Genomic DNA, 18,057 nt, shown 5'->3' on the forward strand with positions numbered 1-18,057 from the left:
CACCCTGAGACTCTGCTCACCGGCCTACGCTGAAATCATGACCGTTCACCCCGCTGATCATCGTCCTGTTCGCATCGGGGTGCAGCTCGCACCTCAGCATGCAAGCTATGCCACCATCCGCGACGCCGTGCGCCGCGCTGAAGACGCTGGCGTCGACGCCATCTTCAACTGGGACCACTTCTTTCCGCTGACCGAGCCGTTCGACGCGGAACACTACGAGGCGTGGACGATGCTCGCGTCCATCGCGGAGCTCACCGAGAAGGTGGAGCTTGGTCCGCTGGTCAACTGCAACTCTTACCGCAACGCGGATCTTCAAGCTGACATGGCACGAACCGTAGACCACATCAGTGCGGGCGCTGACGGCGTAGGTCGATTGATCTTCGGCACCGGCTCAGGATGGGCCGAGCAGGACTACCGAGAGTACGGCTACGAGTTCGGCACCGTCGGAAGCCGACTCAACGATCTCGCTGCCGACTTGCCTCGCGTACGAGCACGGTGGGCGAAGCTCAACCCGGCGCCGACGCGTCACATCCCGATTCTCATTGGCGGCCAAGGCGAGCAGAAGACGCTGCGCATGGTGGCACAGCACGCCGACATCTGGCACACATTCACGCCGCTCGACAAACTGCCCCACAAGATCGACGTGTTGCACGAATGGTGCCGCACGGAAGGCCGAAACCCGGCCGACATTGAACTGTCGACCGGGTTCACGATTCGCGGTTTTGGTCCGATGCGCGAAGACGGCGGTGTGTCAAAGCTCCACGACCACGGATTTCGTTTCTTCATTCCGGCACTTGATGGTCCCGACTTCGACTTCGCCCAGCTCACTCCCCTGCTGCGCTGGCGCGACGAGGTGAACGCCGGCTAGTAGCTACTCGCCCGCGGCGCTGGTCAAGGCCAGCCCGCTGCCGTCCACGGCCACGTCGACGCGAACGGTGTCACCGTCACGCACACCGCCCGAGAGCAGCGCGGTAGCAAGGCGGTTCTGGATCTCTGTCTGGATCAATCGCCGCAGCGGCCGCGCGCCGAACATGGGGTCGTAGCCGCGCTCCGCGAGCCATGCCCGCGCATCCGGCGTGACAGCAAGCGTCAATCTGCGTTCGGACAACCGGCGCTGCAAGGCGTCAACCGAGAGCTCAACGATCTGCGCGAGGTCGTCTTCTGTCAGCGCCTGGAAGATCACGATGTCGTCAAGACGGTTGATGAACTCAGGCTTGAACGCCTGGCGCACCATCGCCTGGACGCCTTCGCGCTTCTGTTCAATCGAAAGCGTCGGATCGATAAGCAGCGGCGAACCAAGGTTTGACGTCAACACCAGGATCACGTTCGTGAAGTCAACGGTACGGCCCTGACCGTCCGTCAAGCGGCCGTCATCCATCACCTGCAGCAATACATCGAACACCTCGGGATGCGCCTTCTCGACTTCGTCGAGGAGCACCACCGAGTATGGCCGGCGTCGCACAGCCTCGGTCAGCTGCCCACCCTGCTCGTAGCCGACGTAACCCGGAGGAGCACCGACCAGTCGTGAGACCGAGTGCTTCTCGCCATACTCCGACATGTCGATGCGCACCATGGCGTGCTCATCGTCGAACAGGAACTCGGCGAGCGCTTTCGCCAGCTCGGTTTTGCCGACACCCGTCGGGCCAAGGAACAAGAATGAGCCTGTGGGTCGGCCCGGATCGCTGATGCCTGCGCGCGAACGCCGCACTGCGTCAGAGACGGCCGTGACGGCATCTTTTTGGCCGACCAGGCGTTTGCCGAGTTCGGCCTCGAGATGCAGCAGCTTCTCGCTCTCACCTTGCAACAACCGGCCGACGGGAATGCCCGTCCACGCGGCGATCACCGATGCGATGTCTTCTTCGGTCACCTGGTCGCCGACCATCCGGTCGCCGGCTGGTTCATCACGTTCCGCGTCGATCAGTTGGCGCTCAAGGCCCGGAATCTCGCCGTACAACAGCTTCGACGCCTTCTCGAGGTTGCCCTCACGCTGTGCGCGCTCAGCGTCCATGCGAGCAGCATCCAACTTGGTCTTCAAATCGCCGACACGGTTGAGCGAAGCACGTTCACGTTCCCAGCGGCCCTGCAGCTCGCCCAGGCGTTCCTCTTCTACGCGCAGTGTTTCGCGCAGCGTGGCGAGTCGCTCTTTCGAGGCGTCGTCTTTCTCCTTCTTCAGGGCGAGCTCTTCAAGCTTGAGCCGGTCAACGTGACGGCGCAGTTCATCGATCTCAAGCGGTGCCGAGTCGATCTCCATGCGTAGGCGGGAGGCTGCTTCGTCAATCAGGTCGATGGCCTTGTCGGGCAGTTGGCGCGAGGGAATATAGCGGTGTGAAAGCGCCGCGGCTGCAACAAGTGCGGCGTCAGCGATAGCGACCTTGTGGTGCGCTTCATAGCGCTCTTTGAGTCCGCGCAGAATTGCGACCGTGTCTTCGACCGTGGGTTCACCGACGTAGACCTGCTGAAAGCGACGCTCGAGAGCAGCATCCTTCTCAATAAATTCGCGATACTCATTCAAGGTGGTCGCGCCAATCAGGCGCAGTTCACCACGAGCCAGCATTGGCTTGAGCATGTTGGATGCTGCGACCGAGCCCTCACCACCGCCGGCGCCCATGAGCACGTGCAGTTCGTCGATGAAGGTGATGATCTGACCGTCAGATTCGGTGATCTCTTTGAGCACGCTCTTCAACCGCTCTTCGAACTGGCCGCGGTACATCGCACCGGCGACGAGCGCCGAGATGTCAAGGGTGACGAGTTGTTTGTCTTTGAGCGACTCTGCGACGTCACCCGCGACGATGCGCTGCGCAAGCCCTTCGACCACCGCCGTCTTGCCGACGCCGGGTTCACCGATGAGCACGGGGTTGTTCTTCGTGCGCCGCGTCAAGACCTGGCTGACGCGGCGAATCTCGCTGTCTCGACCAATCACGGGGTCGAGTTTTCCTTGGCGGGCTCGTTCGGTGAGGTCGATTCCGAACTGTTCGAGGGCGCTGCGCGCGTCCTCCTGCCCCGGGTTCTGCGTGGCGTTCATGGTTCTCCTAAAGTCGCGAGGCTCCAAACTTGAGCCGCCATGACTCAAGTTTACCTCGGCAGAGGATTCGACGGCAACCGCGGCAATCGAAACGCGTTGAAGCCATAGGGTGAAAGTTCGGAGGTGCGATCATCAGCGCAGCGAAAGTATTTCTCAGTCGCCTAGCTAGGCGCGTATGGTTCCGCGCCGCGCTGTTCACGCTGGTGGCGATCGCGTATGCCCTGCTGATCGGATGGATCGGTCCGTTGCTGCCGTTCTCGCCGACGCTTGATCTCGGCCAGGGCGCTATCGATTCGATCCTTCAGATTCTTGCCACGTCGATGCTGGCGGTGACCACGTTCTCACTGACAGCGATGGTGACCGCCTATTCGTCTGCCGCCAGAATCGCCACACCGCGAGCGACCCAACTGCTGGTCGAAGACCGCACCTCGCAGAACGTCCTGTCAACGTTCGTCGGCAGCTTCGCCTACTCGCTGGTCGGCATCGTCGCTCTTTCCACGGGCTATTACCCAGAACAATCGCGCACGCTGCTGTTCCTCGGCACACTCGTGGTCGTCGTCATCATCATCGTGACTCTGCTTCGATGGATTGCGCACCTGGCTAACTTCGGGCGAATGTCTGACATCATCAGCCGGGTTGAGAAAGCGGCCGGCGACACGCTCGCGCAGTACGCTCGTCGACCTGCTCTCGGCGCTCGCCCCCTGCGAGCAACGCCACCTTCGGCCCTGCCGGTGTATGCCGCCTCACCTGGGTTCGTCACCAATATCGACCTCGGCACCCTTGAACGCGTCGCCGAATCGGCGTCGATCGAGGTGCACATCATCGCCACGGCAGGCCGGACGGCGAACTCGCGCACGCCGCTCGCGCACGTAGTCGGCACGCTCAACGACGACACGGCCGACGCGCTTCGAGACGCCTTCCACGTCGAGGCACATCGCAGCTACGACCAGGATCCGCGTCTCGGCGTGATCGCCCTCTCAGAGATTGGCAGCAGGGCCCTCTCGCCAGCGACGAATGACCCCGGCACGGCGATCGATGCGCTGGCTGCACTCGAGCGAGTGTTCACGCTGATGGCTGAGCAAGAGCGTGATGAGGAACTGCTCTATCCACACCTGTGGCTCTCGCCGGTCTCGCTTGAAGACCTGATTGACGATGGGTTTCGCCCTATCGCTCGCGATGGCGCCGCAATGATCGAGGTCGGCCTGCGCGTGCAGAAGGTGCTCGCATCTCTTGCTGCGATGTCGCCGCAGAACTACCGCCTGTTTCGCCGCGCCGCTGCCAGCGCAGAGCGCCGCGGTGCGGCATCCCTCAACCGCGAAGATGCCCGCGCCCTGCGCGACGCGTGCCGAAGCCTCTGGCGGTGACGCGCGCGCCTTCAGCGTTCGAGCTCTTCACGCGCGTCGTTGTATGCCTGACGCAACGTTTCGCCGACCCACTCCGTGCCGCGATAGATGTTTCTCTCACCGATCTCGGCCAATAGACCACCCGCTGCCATCTGAGTCATCACGAGCTCTTCGCTCACGACGATCTTCATCGAAGAGTCGGCGACGCGCAGCGCCGCCGCGTACCGCAGCAACACCTCGACCAGGGCGAGGCCGATCTGGTCGGTGCCTCTCAAGCGAACGATCACCACGGAGTTTCGTGAATCTGCGTTGACAACCGGAAGCTGGTTTTCAACGGTGGGGGCGCTGGCGAAGAACAAGCTGCCGTAGGGCTGAAGCACGACAACATCGTCGGCGGGGATCACGCGTGGCGGTTCCGACTCGCGCATGCGGCCATCGCCACCAAGGTGCACCTGCCGCACGCGAACGCGGTTGGACTGCTGCGCGACAAACAGAATGATGCCCAGGCCGACGCCGGCTAGCACCGCAAACTGCAACGGCACCACCAGCGTGAGCAAGAAAGTCACCACCATGATGGCGGCAGGAAGCGGCCCGGTCTTGAACACCGAATAGATACGACTGGGCTTTACCGCTGTCACGCCGACATAGATCAGCAGACCGGCGAGCGCAGGCATCGCGATGTAGGCGACAAGGTCTGAGGCGAACAGAATCACCAGGGCCGTCACAGTACCCGCGACGAAGTACACCAGCCGCGTGCGTGCGCCGGCCTGCACGACGAGCGACGAACCAGACATCGACCCGCCGACCGGCATGCCCCTGAAGAGTCCCGACAGAATGTTGCCGGCTCCCTGAGCGATGAAGTCGCGCGAGGCATTGGCCGGTTTACCGTCAGGCGTCGGCACACCAGCCGACACCGCAGCACCTTGAACCATCGCTACGAACGCCAGCGAGACGGCTGGCAACGCGACGAAGAACAGATCGTCGATGCTCGGGAGCACGGGCAGTGGAAGTGCCGCCGGCACCTCGACGAGGTCATTCAGCACGACGACCGGCCGTGAGCCCCAGAGATTCAGCAAAACCGCACTGAGTGAGCCGAGCACGACGGCAACCACGAGCCCGAGCGGGCCGATTCGGGTGTGCTGCAACAGTGCGATGACCAGAATCGTGAGAGATCCCACCAGCACGGCAGCGATGCTCCACTGAAACATGTTGAGAGCAGTATCGATGGTCTTGGTGAGCCGATTCGCGCCTTGCGCGCCATAGCCCGTGAAGTTGGCGAGCTGCCCGAGCACGATGTTCACGCCGACCGCAGTCACGAACCCGGTCATGACGGGTGTCGGCACAAAACGTACGAGCCTTCCGCCGCCAAGCAGACCCGCAATGATCAACACCAGACCGCTCAACATCGTCAGCGTGTAGAGCGCCTGGTCGGGATTCGGTCGAGACTCGAGACCAGCATCCGCCACGATCAACGCCATGGCGCCGGTGACCTGAACTGTCATGAACGCGCTGCTCGTGAACATCGCGGCGCCGACCATGCCGAACAGGTGTCCATACAAGCCGGCAAGCGGATTCACTCCGGCGAGCAGCCCTTGAGCCAGCCCATCGGGCACACTCTCGACTCCGAGCGTGACGCCCGCGACAACGTCTTTGCGTAGCGTTCTACGCGAGAACAACCGCCGTAGCTTCGAGCGCACGATGCCACGCTATCGGGGTCACCGCCCACTCGACGACACGGGACGACTCAGTCGTGGCGGTCGTGTTCTAACGTTCACCCACGGCGGTGGCGCGGCGGCGTCGCCCCCGGGGGATGAAAAAGCACCTGCGGCATGGATTCGGCAGGGATGCACGGTGCGGCGGCGTAGCCCCCGGGGCTGAACCCGTCGTGCTAGGCGACGGACACCGGGGCATCGGGCATGCAGGTGAACCGCGCGCGATACGCAGTCGGCGTCGTGCCGAGCACGCGCGCAAAGTTCTGCCGCAGAACCGCCGCCGAGCCGAAGCCTGATTCATCAGCGATGCGCTCGAGCGCGAGATCGGTCTGTTCCAGCAGCCGCTGCGCGTGGATGATTCGCTGTCGAGCGACCCACGCGGCAGGCGTCGCGCCGAAGTCGGCCTTGAATCTGCGAGCGAAAGTGCGCGGAGACATGTGGGCTTTCGCCGCGAGTTGGTCAACGGTGAGGTCGAAGCGCAGATTGTTCAGCATCCAATCGGCGACGCGCGACAGCGAGAGCGACTCGACCTCTGGAATCGGAGTGTTGATGAACTGCGCCTGCCCGCCATCACGTTGCGGCGGCACCACCATGCGTCGGGCGATCTTGTTCGTGAGCTCAGCACCAAGCTCTTGTCGCAGCAGATGAAGACACGCGTCAAGTCCGGCCGCCGTGCCGGCGCTGGTGATGATGCGGCCATCTTGCACGTACAGCGCGTCGGGGTCGACGTCGATCTGCGGATGCATCGCGGCCATCTTGGCGGCATACCGCCAGTGGGTTGTCGCCTTTCGCCCGTCGAGCACTCCTGACGCGGCGATGATGAACGATCCGCTGCAGACGCTGAGCACCCAAGCGCCTCGAGCGACCGCGGCACGCACGACGTCGAGCACTCGAGGGTCTGGGGCTGCCCAGAACTCGCTCGGCACCGGCGACACCACGACCAGGTCGGCCTCGCCGGCGAACGAGAGGTCGCTGTCGACGTTGAGCGAGAAGCCCATGCGCGAGTTGACGACGCCTGGCTCGGGAGTGACCACCCTGAAGTCGAAGTTGGGGATGCCCTCGTCGGAACGATCGAGGCCGAACGCCTCGCATGCCACGCCAAACTCGAACGGGGCGAACCCGTCTTGGACGATCACGGCGACGGTGTGCATCGTGGCTCCTTGCGCTTGTGGCAGGTTTCATGCGAACAGTGGCAATTCTGCCACTCGTGGCAGGTACAGCGCAAGCGTAGCGTTTCTGCCATGCTCACGCTCATCGTCGTTCTCGCTCTGTCCATCGCCGGCGTTGCAGGTTCGCTCATCACCGTCGCCCACGATGGCTATCGCGCCGTGCCCACCGACCGTACCCGTCTACCGTGACGCAACCCGCGCCTTCGTCGGCGCTGCCCGCCGCGACCGAACGCAGGCCCTGCCACCCACCCCGGCATCCGCCACCGCAGGCGCCGAAACAAGACCTCGTGCGCGAAACACGCCACCCGCGAACCTGTCTCGCGCACCACGCCCCGTCTCACGCACCAAACCCCGCCTCACGCACCAAACCCCGCCTCACGCACCAAACCCCGCCTCACGCACCAAACGCGCGATGGATGCTGCGTCGCAGCGCGTCAGCCGGTGACGCGCTCGTACACCTCGACCATCGCGGCGGTGCGCGACGATTGGCGGAATTTCGCTCGAACGCCAGGGTCAACCTTGACCGGAGTGCCGGCAGCGATTTCGGCGGCCGCGACGCGGAGCGCGCCTGCGAGTGCAGACACCGTGCGTGCGGCTCGCGCTGTTTCGGCGACGGCCCAGTAGCCCGAACCGAGTTCGCGCGCGATGTCGGGGTCACACACGATTGCCGGTGTGCCGAGGGATGCTGCCTCGAACACCGTCATTCCCTGTGTCTCAAATCCGATCGATGTCTGCACCACGGCATCGGCCGCCGCAATCCGGCGCAGCACCTGGGCGTACGGCAACTTTCCGCAGAACGCCACCGCATCCTCAAGACCATGCTTTGCGACGAGCCTCTCGGCCGCACGCCGTTCGGCCCCGCCACCGATGATCTCGACCTCAGCATCTGCTCCCGATGCAGCAAGCGCGGTCAAGAACGGCAACAGCCGCTTCTCGGGACTCATGCGGCCAAGCCACACGAACCGGGGGCGGCCGCTCTCGCGCACTGTCGATGCCTCGGCCAGCACATCGGCGAGCATCTCGTCATCGATCCCGTTCCAGACCACATCGACATGAGGTGCATTCAGCGCCCCCCGACGCGGCGCGCCCACGCTGCCGCCCGGCACGACCCCGTGCGCTTCAAGCCGCTCGGCGAAGTGCGCCGACGGAGCGGTAACCGCGTCAGAGTGCAACGCGAAACGCCGTAGTAATGCCCAACCGTCGTGGCCTTGAGGCTTCGGCTCCGTGAGTCGCAGCACGCGTCGCTGCCAGACGTTGAGCGCCCGCAACACCAGAGCAGGGAACGGTGCGGTCGCTTCTATTCCGACGTCGACCCTGTTGTGCATGGTGTGCACCACCGGCAGCTGATGCCGTGCGGCAAATCGGTGCCCGATGAACGCGCCCCAGAAGTCAGCTTGAATGTGCACGACGTCTACGGCTGGGCGGCGGGCGAGCGCAGCATCCACCCATCGGTCGTTCCTTCGCGACGGCCACGTGAGCGAGTACTCCCGGTCGGGAGTGATCGGCACTGACGGCATATCGACATAGGCGCCATCAACGACGAGGCGAGCGCGTGCTCCGTGCATCGCCGGGGCAACGACTGTGACGGTGTGGCCCGCTTTCTCAAGAAAGCGACGTTGCAGACGCATCGATACCTGAGCGCCCCCGAGTGACTCGAGGTGCTGATCGCCGAACATCACGATGTGCACTGGCTACTCCGGCAGGGGCTCGCCGCGGTACAGCGCCTCAAAGGTGTCGAGCGTGCGTTTCATGTCGTGCACCTTCACTCCTTCGAGAGACGCACGTTGCATGCGCAAGCGCTCTTCAGCGGGCTGAGCGAGAACCATGGTGATCTTGTCAGCGAGATCGTCGGCGTTGCCGGGCTCGAAGAGGTAGCCGTTCTCACCGTCGTGCACGAGGTGCGGCAGCGCGACCGCGTTCGCCGCGACAATAGGCAACCCCGAAGCCATCGCCTCCATGGTTGCGATCGACTGCAGTTCGGCAATCGAGGCGATAACGAACAGGCTCGCGTTGGTGAGCAGACCGCGAAGTTCCTCGTCGGTGGTGTGGCCGTGAAAGCGCACGCGCTCGCTCAGGCCCAACTGCGCGACGAGCTGCTCGAGATTGCGCCGTTGGTCCCCCTTGCCCACGATGTCGAAGGTGACGTCGAGTTCTGGAGCGAGAAGCGTCATGGCGTGCAGCACGACGTCGATCTGCTTTTCGGTGGTGAGGCGCCCGACGAACACCATGCGATTGGCATCACGCGGCTCAAAATCCGCGGTGTAGTTGCTGGCTTGAATTCCGCAACTGATGGGAATCACGTTCTCGACGTTGACCGTCGATTCCAGAAAATCGGCGGCGCGCCTTGTGGGCGTCGTGACGGCCTCGGTGAGGGCGAAGGTGCGCTGGGCGTCTTCCCACGCGAGCTTGAGAATGTAGTCGTTCCACGCGGTCGGCAGAACGGTGAAGTCGAGCACGTTCTCGGGCATCACGTGGTTGGTCGCAATGATCGGGATGCCGCGCTTTGCCGCCTCACGCGAGAGACCGCGGCCGATCAAGATGTGGGACTGGATGTGCACGACGTCGGGGTTGACCTCATTGAGCACCTTGCGCGCATAGTGCTTCGACATCCAAGGCCATACGAACGTGAGCCAGTCGTGCGGCAGGTAGCGGCGCGATGGAATGCGGTGCACCGTCATCTTCTGACCCTCGATGACCTCCACGAACGTGCCGTGTTCCGCGTGAGTCGCACTGGGCGCCTCGACGTGCACCTCGTGCCCGCGCTCCACCAATCCGGCCGCCAAACGCTCCGCGAAACGTGCGGCTCCGTTCACGTGTGGCAGGAACGTGTCGGCGCCGATCAGAATCGTCAAAGGACGGGCACTCGCGGCGGCAGCGTTCTGCTCGTCGGGCGTCGCGGGATCGGTCACGGGTGTGTAGGCCTGTCTGTGCGGCGGTGCGGCTCTGGGGGTCGCTGAGGCGCGGCATCCACCCTACCCGAGGCGCTCTCTCAGCCAGTTATGCGCGGCCGTGCGTACGCTGGTTGACATGCCCCGTTTGCAGGCCGACGCCGATCCCCACCTTTGGGTGCCCGTAACCGATTCGATTGGCTTTCGCGGCCGTCGTCATCGCAAGGCCGCAATCAAGATGCTGCTCACGCAGGCGAGCACTACTGCCGGGTCGACGGCCCGCCCTGCCAGCGGCTTCGCTGCCTGGGCAATCAGCCAGGCGGCTCCGATGCTGATGAAGAAAGCTGCCGGCCGAGTGCTCGTGTGGGTATGGAAAGCGGATGCTGAACTTGTCGTCGCGATGGCACAGGTGCAAGAGGCGACGCCGCAGCTGCGCACTGCACGCGCGATGATGCCGATGGAGTATGACGACACCGAGAACTTTCGCAATGCCTATCTGGGGGTTGGCGAAAAGCTCGTCGTGCCGCTGCCCGGCGATGGCAAGACGCCCCCGTTCGCCACCTACACGTGGGACACCGGCACGCACATCATCACGATCACAGCGGTGTGCGGCGACCGCGAACGCTTCGGCACGGTGATCGGCTCGATCGACGACCTCGCCCGCACTTTGCGCACGGTTGACGACGTCGAGGTCGGCGAATCCCCAACGGTACTGCGTATCGATCCCTCCTGACGCGTCGCGCGATAGCCGCCGTTTCTTGCGGTGATCGGCATAGGAACGCGACCGCAGATCGCGCTACGCTCGACTCGTCAGTTGCGACTATAGGAAGGGAACCCCATGACCGAGTTTCGGTACGGACCCGTCGAGCTCTACCTCGTCGGATTCGAAGGAGAACGTCCAGACCCCGGTGTCATGGAGGCTCTGATCGAGCTGGTGTCGACCGATAAGGTCAACTTGCTCGACCTCATGCTCATCTCCAAGTCAGATGACGGTGACGTCACAATCATCGAGATCGAAGATGGTGACGACTTTGGGCTCGGCGAGATCGCCCTCGGCGCAGCCGGCATCACCGGCGAAGAAGATGTTGCAGAACTTGCAGAGCTCGTTCCCCCGGGAGCCAACGCCATGCTCGTCGCGTTCGAACTCGCTTTTCAGCGAGAGCTGGCCTTTAAGGTCGCCGCGTCTGGAGGCGTCGTCCTCAGCGCTGAGCGCATTCCAGCCCCGATCGTGAACGCGATCGCTGATGCAGTAGAAGACGAAGGAGAGTAATTATGCGTCGTCGTATGGGCCGTCCCGGCCTCATCGGACTCGCTGCCCGCACCGCCGTCGTTGCTGGAACGGCCACTGCCGTCAGCGGCGCAGTCGCGGGTTCCTCACAGCGCAAAGCGCAGCAGCAGGCTGAGCAGGAGCAGTATCAGGCGGCCCAACAGCAAGCGGCGATGCAGCAGGCCGCTGCAGATGCTGTCGCTCAGCAGCAAGCTGCCGCGGCATACGCGGCCCCGCCCGCACCGGCAGCACCGGCAGCTGGCGTCGACGTTGTCGCCGAACTGCAAAAACTTGCCGGCCTCAAAGAGGCAGGCATCTTGAACGACGCTGAGTTCGCAGCCGCGAAGGCCAAACTCCTCGGCTAGATCGACAAAACGCGGGTGCCCGAACGATCCTTTCGGGCACCCGCGTTCTGTATTGCTGACGACTCAGCGCGTTTCTGACGACTCAGCGCATTCGTGACAACTCAGCGCGTCTCTGACAACTCAGTTCAGTGCCGAGGTGAGGCGGGCGACGCCATCGAGGAAGGTCGCTTTGCTCGGCTCGGCCCGCCACTGCTCAAGGGTCAGTTCCCGACTGATATCGCGATAGCCCTGCTCGACTGCACGCATGCCGTCTACGAACGATCGTCCGCGCACCATCATGGAGATCTCCATGTTCAAGCTGAACGACCGGATGTCCATGTTGCTTGAGCCGATTACCGCGACATCGTCATCAATTGAGAAGTGCTTCGAGTGAAGGATGAACGGCCCCGGGTACAGGAAGATACGCACCCCCGCCTCGAGTAGCGTCTCGTAGTACGACCGTTGCGCGTGGTAGACCAGGCCTTGGTCACCTACCTCTGAAACGAACAGCTGCACTTCGATGCCTCGCTCGCACGCCGTGGTGATGGCGTAGACCATGGCCTCGTCGGGCACGAAGTAGGGGCTGGTGATTATGACCCGTTCACTGGCGGAATGGATGAGCGACAGGAACAGGCGCAGGTTGTTCTCGGTGGCGTAGCCCGGGCCGCTGGGCACCAGCTGGCAGACAAGCTCGCCGTCAGTGGGTCGGGGCACATCGATAGCGGCGACCTGCTCGTCATCGAGCAGGTCGCCCGTTTCGATGAACCAGTCGGTGATGAAGATCGCATCGATGGATGCGACGACCGGGCCCTCGAAGCGCGAGACAAGTTCTTGCCACTTGAGTCCGCGTGCAATGTTCTTGGGGGTGTTGTAGGTGCGGTCGATGAGGTTCTGCGAACCCATGAACGCGACTTTGCCGTCGATCACGACCAGCTTGCGGTGATTGCGCAGGTCAGGCCGCTGATACTTGCCCTTCAGCGGCATTACCGGCAAGAGCCACTCCCACTTCACTCCAATGCGGTCAAGCTCGGCAAAGGTCGCCTTGGAGTTGACGGCACGACGTGAGGAGACGTGGTCCGCCAGCAGGCGCACTGTGACGCCTCGGGCTACCGCAGCCTCCATCGCGGCGAAGAACGGTGCAGTGGTCTTGTCGTTCGAGACGATGAAGAATTCGACGTGAATGTAGCGCTCTGCAGCATCCATCGCCTTGGCCATCTCGATAATGGACTGCTCGTAGTCGCCGAAGAGCTGGGCGCTGTTGTTCTCTTGCGGCGGCAGCTTGGTCAGCTGCTGGTTCTGCGCGACGATCGTGCGAAAGTGAGCCGGCCACGTGGTGTCGTCGACTTCCACGCCAGCCGCAGCAACGCGCTCCGCGATGATGGAGTCGATCTGCGTCTGCTTGTCACGCCGAGACTTCGGCAGCTTGATGCTTCCGATAAGCAGATACAGCAAGATGCCCAAATACGGCACCAAGATGATTGCGAGCAACCACGCCATCGCGGCGGTAGGTTTGCGGTGCTTGGGAAGCACGATCAGAGCGGTGACGCTGATGGCGACATGCAGCAGCACCGCGCCCAACCAGATCAGATTGCTACCGAGTACAGCGTCCATGAAGATCCATATCGCGTAAAAGAGTCACGTGGCCGGGTGACCGCCATGACTGCACACGTTATCGTGATCCGTTCGCACGCGATGCGCTATTTGATGCTGGTCGCGTCAATATCACCCGAAAGCCACCGTAGCCATCGCTGAGACGGGTCTGAATCGAGCACCAGAGCGCGCACAAGAAGTGTCAGCGGGATGGACAGAATTGCGCCCAGCGGACCAATGATGAACGTCCAGAAGATCACCGAGAAAAAGCTCAGGGTGAGCGATAGGTTCACTGCATCGCTCACGAACTTCGGCTGCACCAAGACCTGCAGGGTCACATTGACGACGCAATAGATCGCCACCACCGCGAAGAAGAGAGGCCATCCCCCTACGACGAGCGCGAGCAGAGCGGGCGGCACCAGCCCGAGCACGAAACCGATGTTCGGCACGAAGTTCGTGACAAAAGCAAGAATCGCCCACACTGCCGGCGCCGGAATGTCGAGAGCCCACAGCGCGAGGCCATCGATAATCGCCACGATTGCGCCGAAGCTCGCATTGACGACGTAGTACTTTCGCACGCCGCCGTTGTAGGCGCGCACACGATCTGCGGTTGGTCGAATCGACGGGCCGAAAGCGGTTTCGGCGCGCGTGTACCGAGCTCCGTCAGCCGCCATGAAGATGATGTACGCGACAACGAAGAAGAATGCGGTGAGCACCGCAAGCACGGTGCTGCCCAGCGACGATGCGAAAGACAGAATCGTCGACGGTGAGAGCAAGCTTGCCGCGGCGTCTGCAGTCGTGGAGTCAAGGCCCAGATCCTGTAGCGACGCGACGATGGTCTGAATGGTCTTCTGCAGTTCGCCTGAGTAGTCGACGACCAACTGGGCGAATTGGGTGCCCGCGAAGAACAACAGCGCGACCAGCACAGCGAGGATCAAATATGCGACGACAATCACGGCGGTCGTAGCCGCCCAGCGCGGCCACCCTTTGCGCTCAAGGGGGAACCGAATCGGATGACAGATGATCACGAGCACCGCACCGAGCACCAGCGGACCGACGAGATCGCGTGCCAGAAACAGGCCTGCGAGCGCTACGACGGTAGCCGCCAGCCCGATTAGCACAGACAGCGTCGGTGAAAGCATCGGCTGAGCGCGCTCGGGTGCTGAAGTGGGTTGCGGGGGCTGACGTCTCACGGCGCAAGCGTATCTGAACCGAAGGGATACAGCAGGTTAAGACCCACTCCCGGGCGTCCGAGTCGGGAGCATTCGATCACACCATCATGTCGATGCAGCGTTCGGGGGCAGCGGCGGGCGAGGCGGCACCTCAGGCTCAGACGCGAGCTTCGTCCCAGGTTCGGGCATCTCACCGAGTCGGGCCGCAATGCCGTTGATCTGCCGTGCGAGCTCACGAACTTGACCGCGAGTGGATGCCTCGTCATCGTCGTGACCGCGCGAAGCGAACTCGATGACCCACGACGCCAGCGTCGCGGTGACCACACCTACAAGCGCCACAGCCGCGCCCATGAGCAACACGGCGACCAGTCGACCCATCAACGTCACGGGGTAGTAATCGCCGTAGCCCACCGTGCTCATCGTCACCGCCGCCCACCAAATCGAGTCGCCGAAGTTGACGATGTTCGCGCCAGGCGCGTTGCGCTCGGCATCAAGCACCGAGAGTGAACCGATCCAGATCAGAATGACCACGGCGCCAGCGCCGTACACCGCGAGCCGGCTGCGAATGGCAGTTCCCTGGGTGTGCTCAACCCCACCCACCAGCGTGAGCGCCTTCAACAATCGCAAGGGGCGCAAGGCGGGAAGAATCACAACGGTGAAGTCAAACAGGTGCCTGACGAACCAGTGTCGTTTGTCGGCTGCCAAACCCAGTCGCACGACGTAGTCGACGGCGAAGATCACCCAGGTGAACCCCATGATGATCCGGGCGGTCATGAAGGCGGTTCCCTGAAAGTCGGCGATCACCTGCCACGAGTAAACGACGATGAACACAACGGATGCAACGATGAGCGGCACGCGCGTGAGCCGGCGCCATCGTTCTTCGGTCAGTTTTGCCATGAGTCAGCCTCGCTGCACGTCTTGTTGGAGAGCCGCTGCGTTTCGGATGAAGAGCACGACCCACGTGAACACGAGAATGCCCGCCACCAGTTCCACGGCGGTCAGCGTGTAATACCCCACAGCGAAGTTCACCGCGAGGATCGCGATCACGCCAACGAACACGTAGCCGACCACGATGAAGGCCTTCGGCAGACCGGGAATCCAGCGATGCAGACGGAAGACGAGCGTCGCGAAGGCGACGACCATTCCTGAAGCGACAGCGGTATGGATTCCGAAGAACTCATCGACGGTGAACACGCCGACGAGCGCCAGGAAGACGCCGACGATGATGAGCGCTGTGCGCACATTGCGCAAACCGTGCAGGTTAGGGGTTGGAATCGCACGGGTGGCATAGCGGGCGAGAGTCGTCACGATGAAACCCGCGACGATCAGCGTCAGATTGAATGTGAGCGACGACAGATCGTTGGTCATCCCGAGTGCGCTCAGGTTGTCCATCCACCAGTGCGGATCGCTGGCTGTCAACATGGCGGCAAGGACGCCCTCGAGCAGGAACACCGCGAGAATGATCGCCAGCAGCTGCAGATCGATATGTGTCGCTGAGAAGAACGTGAGATAGGCGGTGATCGAGGCTGCGGCGCCCGAGATGATCACCACGAACAGTGCGAACACCTCAGCGTCGATGAACCCGTCTTCCAAGATGACCGCGAAAAGGGTCATCGAAAGCAACGCGATCACGGCGTGCGCGAACGCCAGTGCCACAACATCGAGCATGTCAAGCACGCTCATCGTGTGTCCGGCGGCGCGGTCATGCACCACATAGCGCCCGGCGATGAACGACAAGAACGCTGCGGCCCCAGACGTGACGGCTGAGAACTGACCCACAGATCCGGGGCCAGCGATTGGCGCCTCGCGAAGTTGGAAGACGATGATCGCGAGCACTCCGACAACGACGAATGCGACGGCGCCGACCCCGAGCGCGAGAGTCTCGAGCGAGCGTTCCCTGTCATCGTGCGGCGCGGCCGAAACGCGCAGACGCAGTTCGCGCCTGGTTGCCGAATGCTCTGTAGTCACGCCACGACTTTAGCGCCGCCGATTGGCCAGCATCCAGCGCACTCGCCCGTCCCCGGCGAGACGGCTTGCCTTACGTCACGACTCTCAACGCTGGTTTGTTTCGGGGCGAGGCGGACTCCACAGCACCACTTCGGTTGCGCGACGCACGCGTGACCCCTGCCGCAGGGTAACCACAGCCCCGGTTGCGCCCGCCGCAAAAACGCGGGCTCCCGGCCGGTTGCCGATCTCAGTGCGCATCTGCTTCTCGAGGTCTGCGACGCGGCGGCGAAGGCCTCGCACCTCATCTTCTAGATCGAGAATGCGCGCGATGCCGGGCAAGCTCAGTCCCTCGGCCGAAAGGCGAGCGACCTCACGCAACTGCTCGACGTGGCGCAACGAGTAGCGGCGTGAACCGCCCTGGGTGCGCGCGGGAACGACAAGCCCGATGCGGTCGTACTGCCGCAACGTCTGAGGGTGCATGCCCGCGAGGTCCGCGGCAACAGCGATCGCGAGGAGGGGGGCGTCTTCGTCAAGCCGATCTTGCTCAGCCATCTGCCATCCTCCTCGCGATCATGTTGAAATGAGCCTATTAGCCGCGTGCTTTCGACATGAGCTCTGCGCGCGGGTTCTCGTGTGGCTCGAGCGCCTGGAACTTCTCGAGCGCTTCACGAGCAGCGTCGTCGAGGTGCGACGGCACCGCGACCTGAACTTCAGCCAACAGGTCGCCGAGCCCCTTCGGACTCTGCACGCCGCGACCCTTGACCCGAAGCACCCTGCCCGAGGGTGTGCCGGGAGCAACCCGCAGTTTGACGGGGTCACCGCCGAGTGTGGGCACTTCGATCGTTGCTCCTAATGCCGCCTCGGTGAATGTCACCGGAACGGTCACCCGAAGGTTCAGTCCGTCACGGGCGAACACCGGGTGCGGCCGCACAGTTACCGCCACAACTACATCTCCGTTCTCGCCGCCGTCGGGCGACGGACGCCCGCGACCGCGCAGGCGCACTTTCTGACCGTCAGCGATGCCAGCGGGAATCTTGACCTTGAACGGCTTGCCGTCTTCACCCTGCAGCGTGATCGTCTCACCCTTGGTAGCGGTGATGAAGTCGACGGTCGTGCGAGCTGTGACATCTGCGCCGCGTGTCGGACCGCCGTAGCCGCGGAAGCCGCCGGTCGATTGACCGAAGCGCCCGTTGCCGAATCCACCGCCCTGCTGATTGAACATCGAGAAGATGTCTTCGTACTCGGGACCACTGGCCCCGGGCCGGGCACCACGACCCTGCGAAAACATGCTGAACACGTCTTCGAAGCCGCCCGTGGCGCCGCCACCGCCAGAAGTGAAGCGGGCACCGGAACCCATCGCGCGAATCTGGTCATACTCCGTGCGCTGCTCAGGGTCAGAAAGCACCGAGTACGCCTCGCTGACCTCTTTGAACTTCGCTTCGGCCGAAGCATCCCCCTGGTTGGAGTCGGGATGATACTTGCGGGCGAGCTTGCGATAGGTCTTCTTCAGATCAGCGTCGGCGACGTCTTTCGAGACGCCGAGCGTCTTGTAAAAGTCCTTATCGAACCAGTCCTGACTGGCCATGGTTCCTCCTTGACCGGT

At 63.1% G+C, this 18,057-nt stretch carries 16 protein-coding genes; 5 read left to right on the forward strand and 11 right to left on the reverse strand.

Going from position 1 to position 18,057, the window contains the following annotated elements; genetic code table 11:
* Window positions 1–37: 37 nt before the first annotated feature.
* The gene (locus SJY18_RS08280; protein WP_396667213.1) at window positions 38–868 is read left to right on the forward strand and encodes an LLM class F420-dependent oxidoreductase; all 831 of its coding nucleotides are present in this window, start codon (window positions 38–40) and stop codon (window positions 866–868) included.
* Between the two features lie 3 nt (window positions 869–871).
* Here the strand turns inward: SJY18_RS08280 and SJY18_RS08285 are convergent, their stop codons facing one another.
* On the reverse strand, window positions 872–3,022 hold the full coding sequence (locus SJY18_RS08285; protein WP_396667214.1) for an ATP-dependent Clp protease ATP-binding subunit: 2,151 nt from the start codon (window positions 3,020–3,022) through the stop codon (window positions 872–874).
* A gap of 131 nt (window positions 3,023–3,153) precedes the next feature.
* On the opposite strand from SJY18_RS08285, the gene SJY18_RS08290 reads away from it, so the two are divergent.
* A complete protein-coding gene (locus tag SJY18_RS08290; protein WP_337337629.1) occupies window positions 3,154–4,386 on the forward strand; it encodes a DUF2254 domain-containing protein in 1,233 nt (410 codons plus the stop codon).
* 11 nt (window positions 4,387–4,397) lie between these two features.
* Here the strand turns inward: SJY18_RS08290 and SJY18_RS08295 are convergent, their stop codons facing one another.
* The 4 genes from SJY18_RS08295 to SJY18_RS08310 form a co-directional block, all read right to left on the reverse strand.
* Window positions 4,398–6,062 (reverse strand): SulP family inorganic anion transporter, encoded by a 1,665-nt coding sequence (locus SJY18_RS08295; RefSeq protein ID WP_337336577.1) that lies wholly within the window; start codon window positions 6,060–6,062, stop codon window positions 4,398–4,400.
* A gap of 191 nt (window positions 6,063–6,253) precedes the next feature.
* A complete protein-coding gene (locus SJY18_RS08300; RefSeq protein ID WP_337336578.1) occupies window positions 6,254–7,228 on the reverse strand; it encodes a helix-turn-helix domain-containing protein in 975 nt (324 codons plus the stop codon).
* A gap of 452 nt (window positions 7,229–7,680) precedes the next feature.
* Window positions 7,681–8,934: a glycosyltransferase gene (locus SJY18_RS08305; RefSeq protein ID WP_396667215.1), complete on the reverse strand. Its 1,254-nt coding sequence runs from the start codon at window positions 8,932–8,934 to the stop codon at window positions 7,681–7,683.
* 3 nt (window positions 8,935–8,937) lie between these two features.
* The gene (locus SJY18_RS08310; protein ID WP_396667216.1) at window positions 8,938–10,155 is read right to left on the reverse strand and encodes a glycosyltransferase; all 1,218 of its coding nucleotides are present in this window, start codon (window positions 10,153–10,155) and stop codon (window positions 8,938–8,940) included.
* Between the two features lie 118 nt (window positions 10,156–10,273).
* On the opposite strand from SJY18_RS08310, the gene SJY18_RS08315 reads away from it, so the two are divergent.
* The 3 genes from SJY18_RS08315 to SJY18_RS08325 all read left to right on the forward strand — a co-directional run bounded on the left by SJY18_RS08315 (window position 10,274) and on the right by SJY18_RS08325 (window position 11,766).
* Window positions 10,274–10,867, forward strand: coding sequence for a hypothetical protein (locus SJY18_RS08315; RefSeq protein WP_337336581.1), 594 nt, complete (start codon window positions 10,274–10,276; stop codon window positions 10,865–10,867).
* Window positions 10,868–10,972: 105 nt separating this feature from the next.
* Window positions 10,973–11,404 (forward strand): DUF6325 family protein, encoded by a 432-nt coding sequence (locus tag SJY18_RS08320; RefSeq protein ID WP_396667217.1) that lies wholly within the window; start codon window positions 10,973–10,975, stop codon window positions 11,402–11,404.
* Between the two features lie 2 nt (window positions 11,405–11,406).
* Window positions 11,407–11,766, forward strand: coding sequence for an SHOCT domain-containing protein (locus SJY18_RS08325; RefSeq protein WP_396667218.1), 360 nt, complete (start codon window positions 11,407–11,409; stop codon window positions 11,764–11,766).
* A gap of 120 nt (window positions 11,767–11,886) precedes the next feature.
* Here the strand turns inward: SJY18_RS08325 and cls are convergent, their stop codons facing one another.
* The 6 genes from cls to SJY18_RS08355 all read right to left on the reverse strand — a co-directional run bounded on the left by cls (window position 11,887) and on the right by SJY18_RS08355 (window position 18,039).
* On the reverse strand, window positions 11,887–13,356 hold the full coding sequence (cls, locus tag SJY18_RS08330) for a cardiolipin synthase (protein ID WP_396667219.1): 1,470 nt from the start codon (window positions 13,354–13,356) through the stop codon (window positions 11,887–11,889).
* Between the two features lie 86 nt (window positions 13,357–13,442).
* Window positions 13,443–14,528 carry an AI-2E family transporter gene (locus tag SJY18_RS08335; protein WP_337336585.1) on the reverse strand — a complete coding sequence of 362 codons (1,086 nt, stop codon included), beginning with the start codon at window positions 14,526–14,528 and terminating at the stop codon, window positions 13,443–13,445.
* Window positions 14,529–14,612: 84 nt separating this feature from the next.
* Window positions 14,613–15,404 (reverse strand): potassium channel family protein, encoded by a 792-nt coding sequence (locus SJY18_RS08340; protein ID WP_396667220.1) that lies wholly within the window; start codon window positions 15,402–15,404, stop codon window positions 14,613–14,615.
* Window positions 15,405–15,407: 3 nt separating this feature from the next.
* Window positions 15,408–16,475, reverse strand: a complete 1,068-nt coding sequence (locus SJY18_RS08345) for a hypothetical protein (protein ID WP_396667221.1) — start codon at window positions 16,473–16,475, stop codon at window positions 15,408–15,410.
* A gap of 84 nt (window positions 16,476–16,559) precedes the next feature.
* A complete protein-coding gene (locus SJY18_RS08350) occupies window positions 16,560–17,006 on the reverse strand; it encodes a heat shock protein transcriptional repressor HspR (RefSeq protein ID WP_337336588.1) in 447 nt (148 codons plus the stop codon).
* 37 nt (window positions 17,007–17,043) lie between these two features.
* The gene (locus SJY18_RS08355; RefSeq protein WP_337336589.1) at window positions 17,044–18,039 is read right to left on the reverse strand and encodes a DnaJ C-terminal domain-containing protein; all 996 of its coding nucleotides are present in this window, start codon (window positions 18,037–18,039) and stop codon (window positions 17,044–17,046) included.
* Between the last annotated feature and the right edge of the window lie 18 nt (window positions 18,040–18,057).

It is taken from the genome of Microbacterium sp. R86528, from assembly GCF_044596335.1.
In the GTDB taxonomy this organism is placed as follows: Bacteria; Actinomycetota; Actinomycetes; order Actinomycetales; family Microbacteriaceae; genus Microbacterium; species Microbacterium marmarense.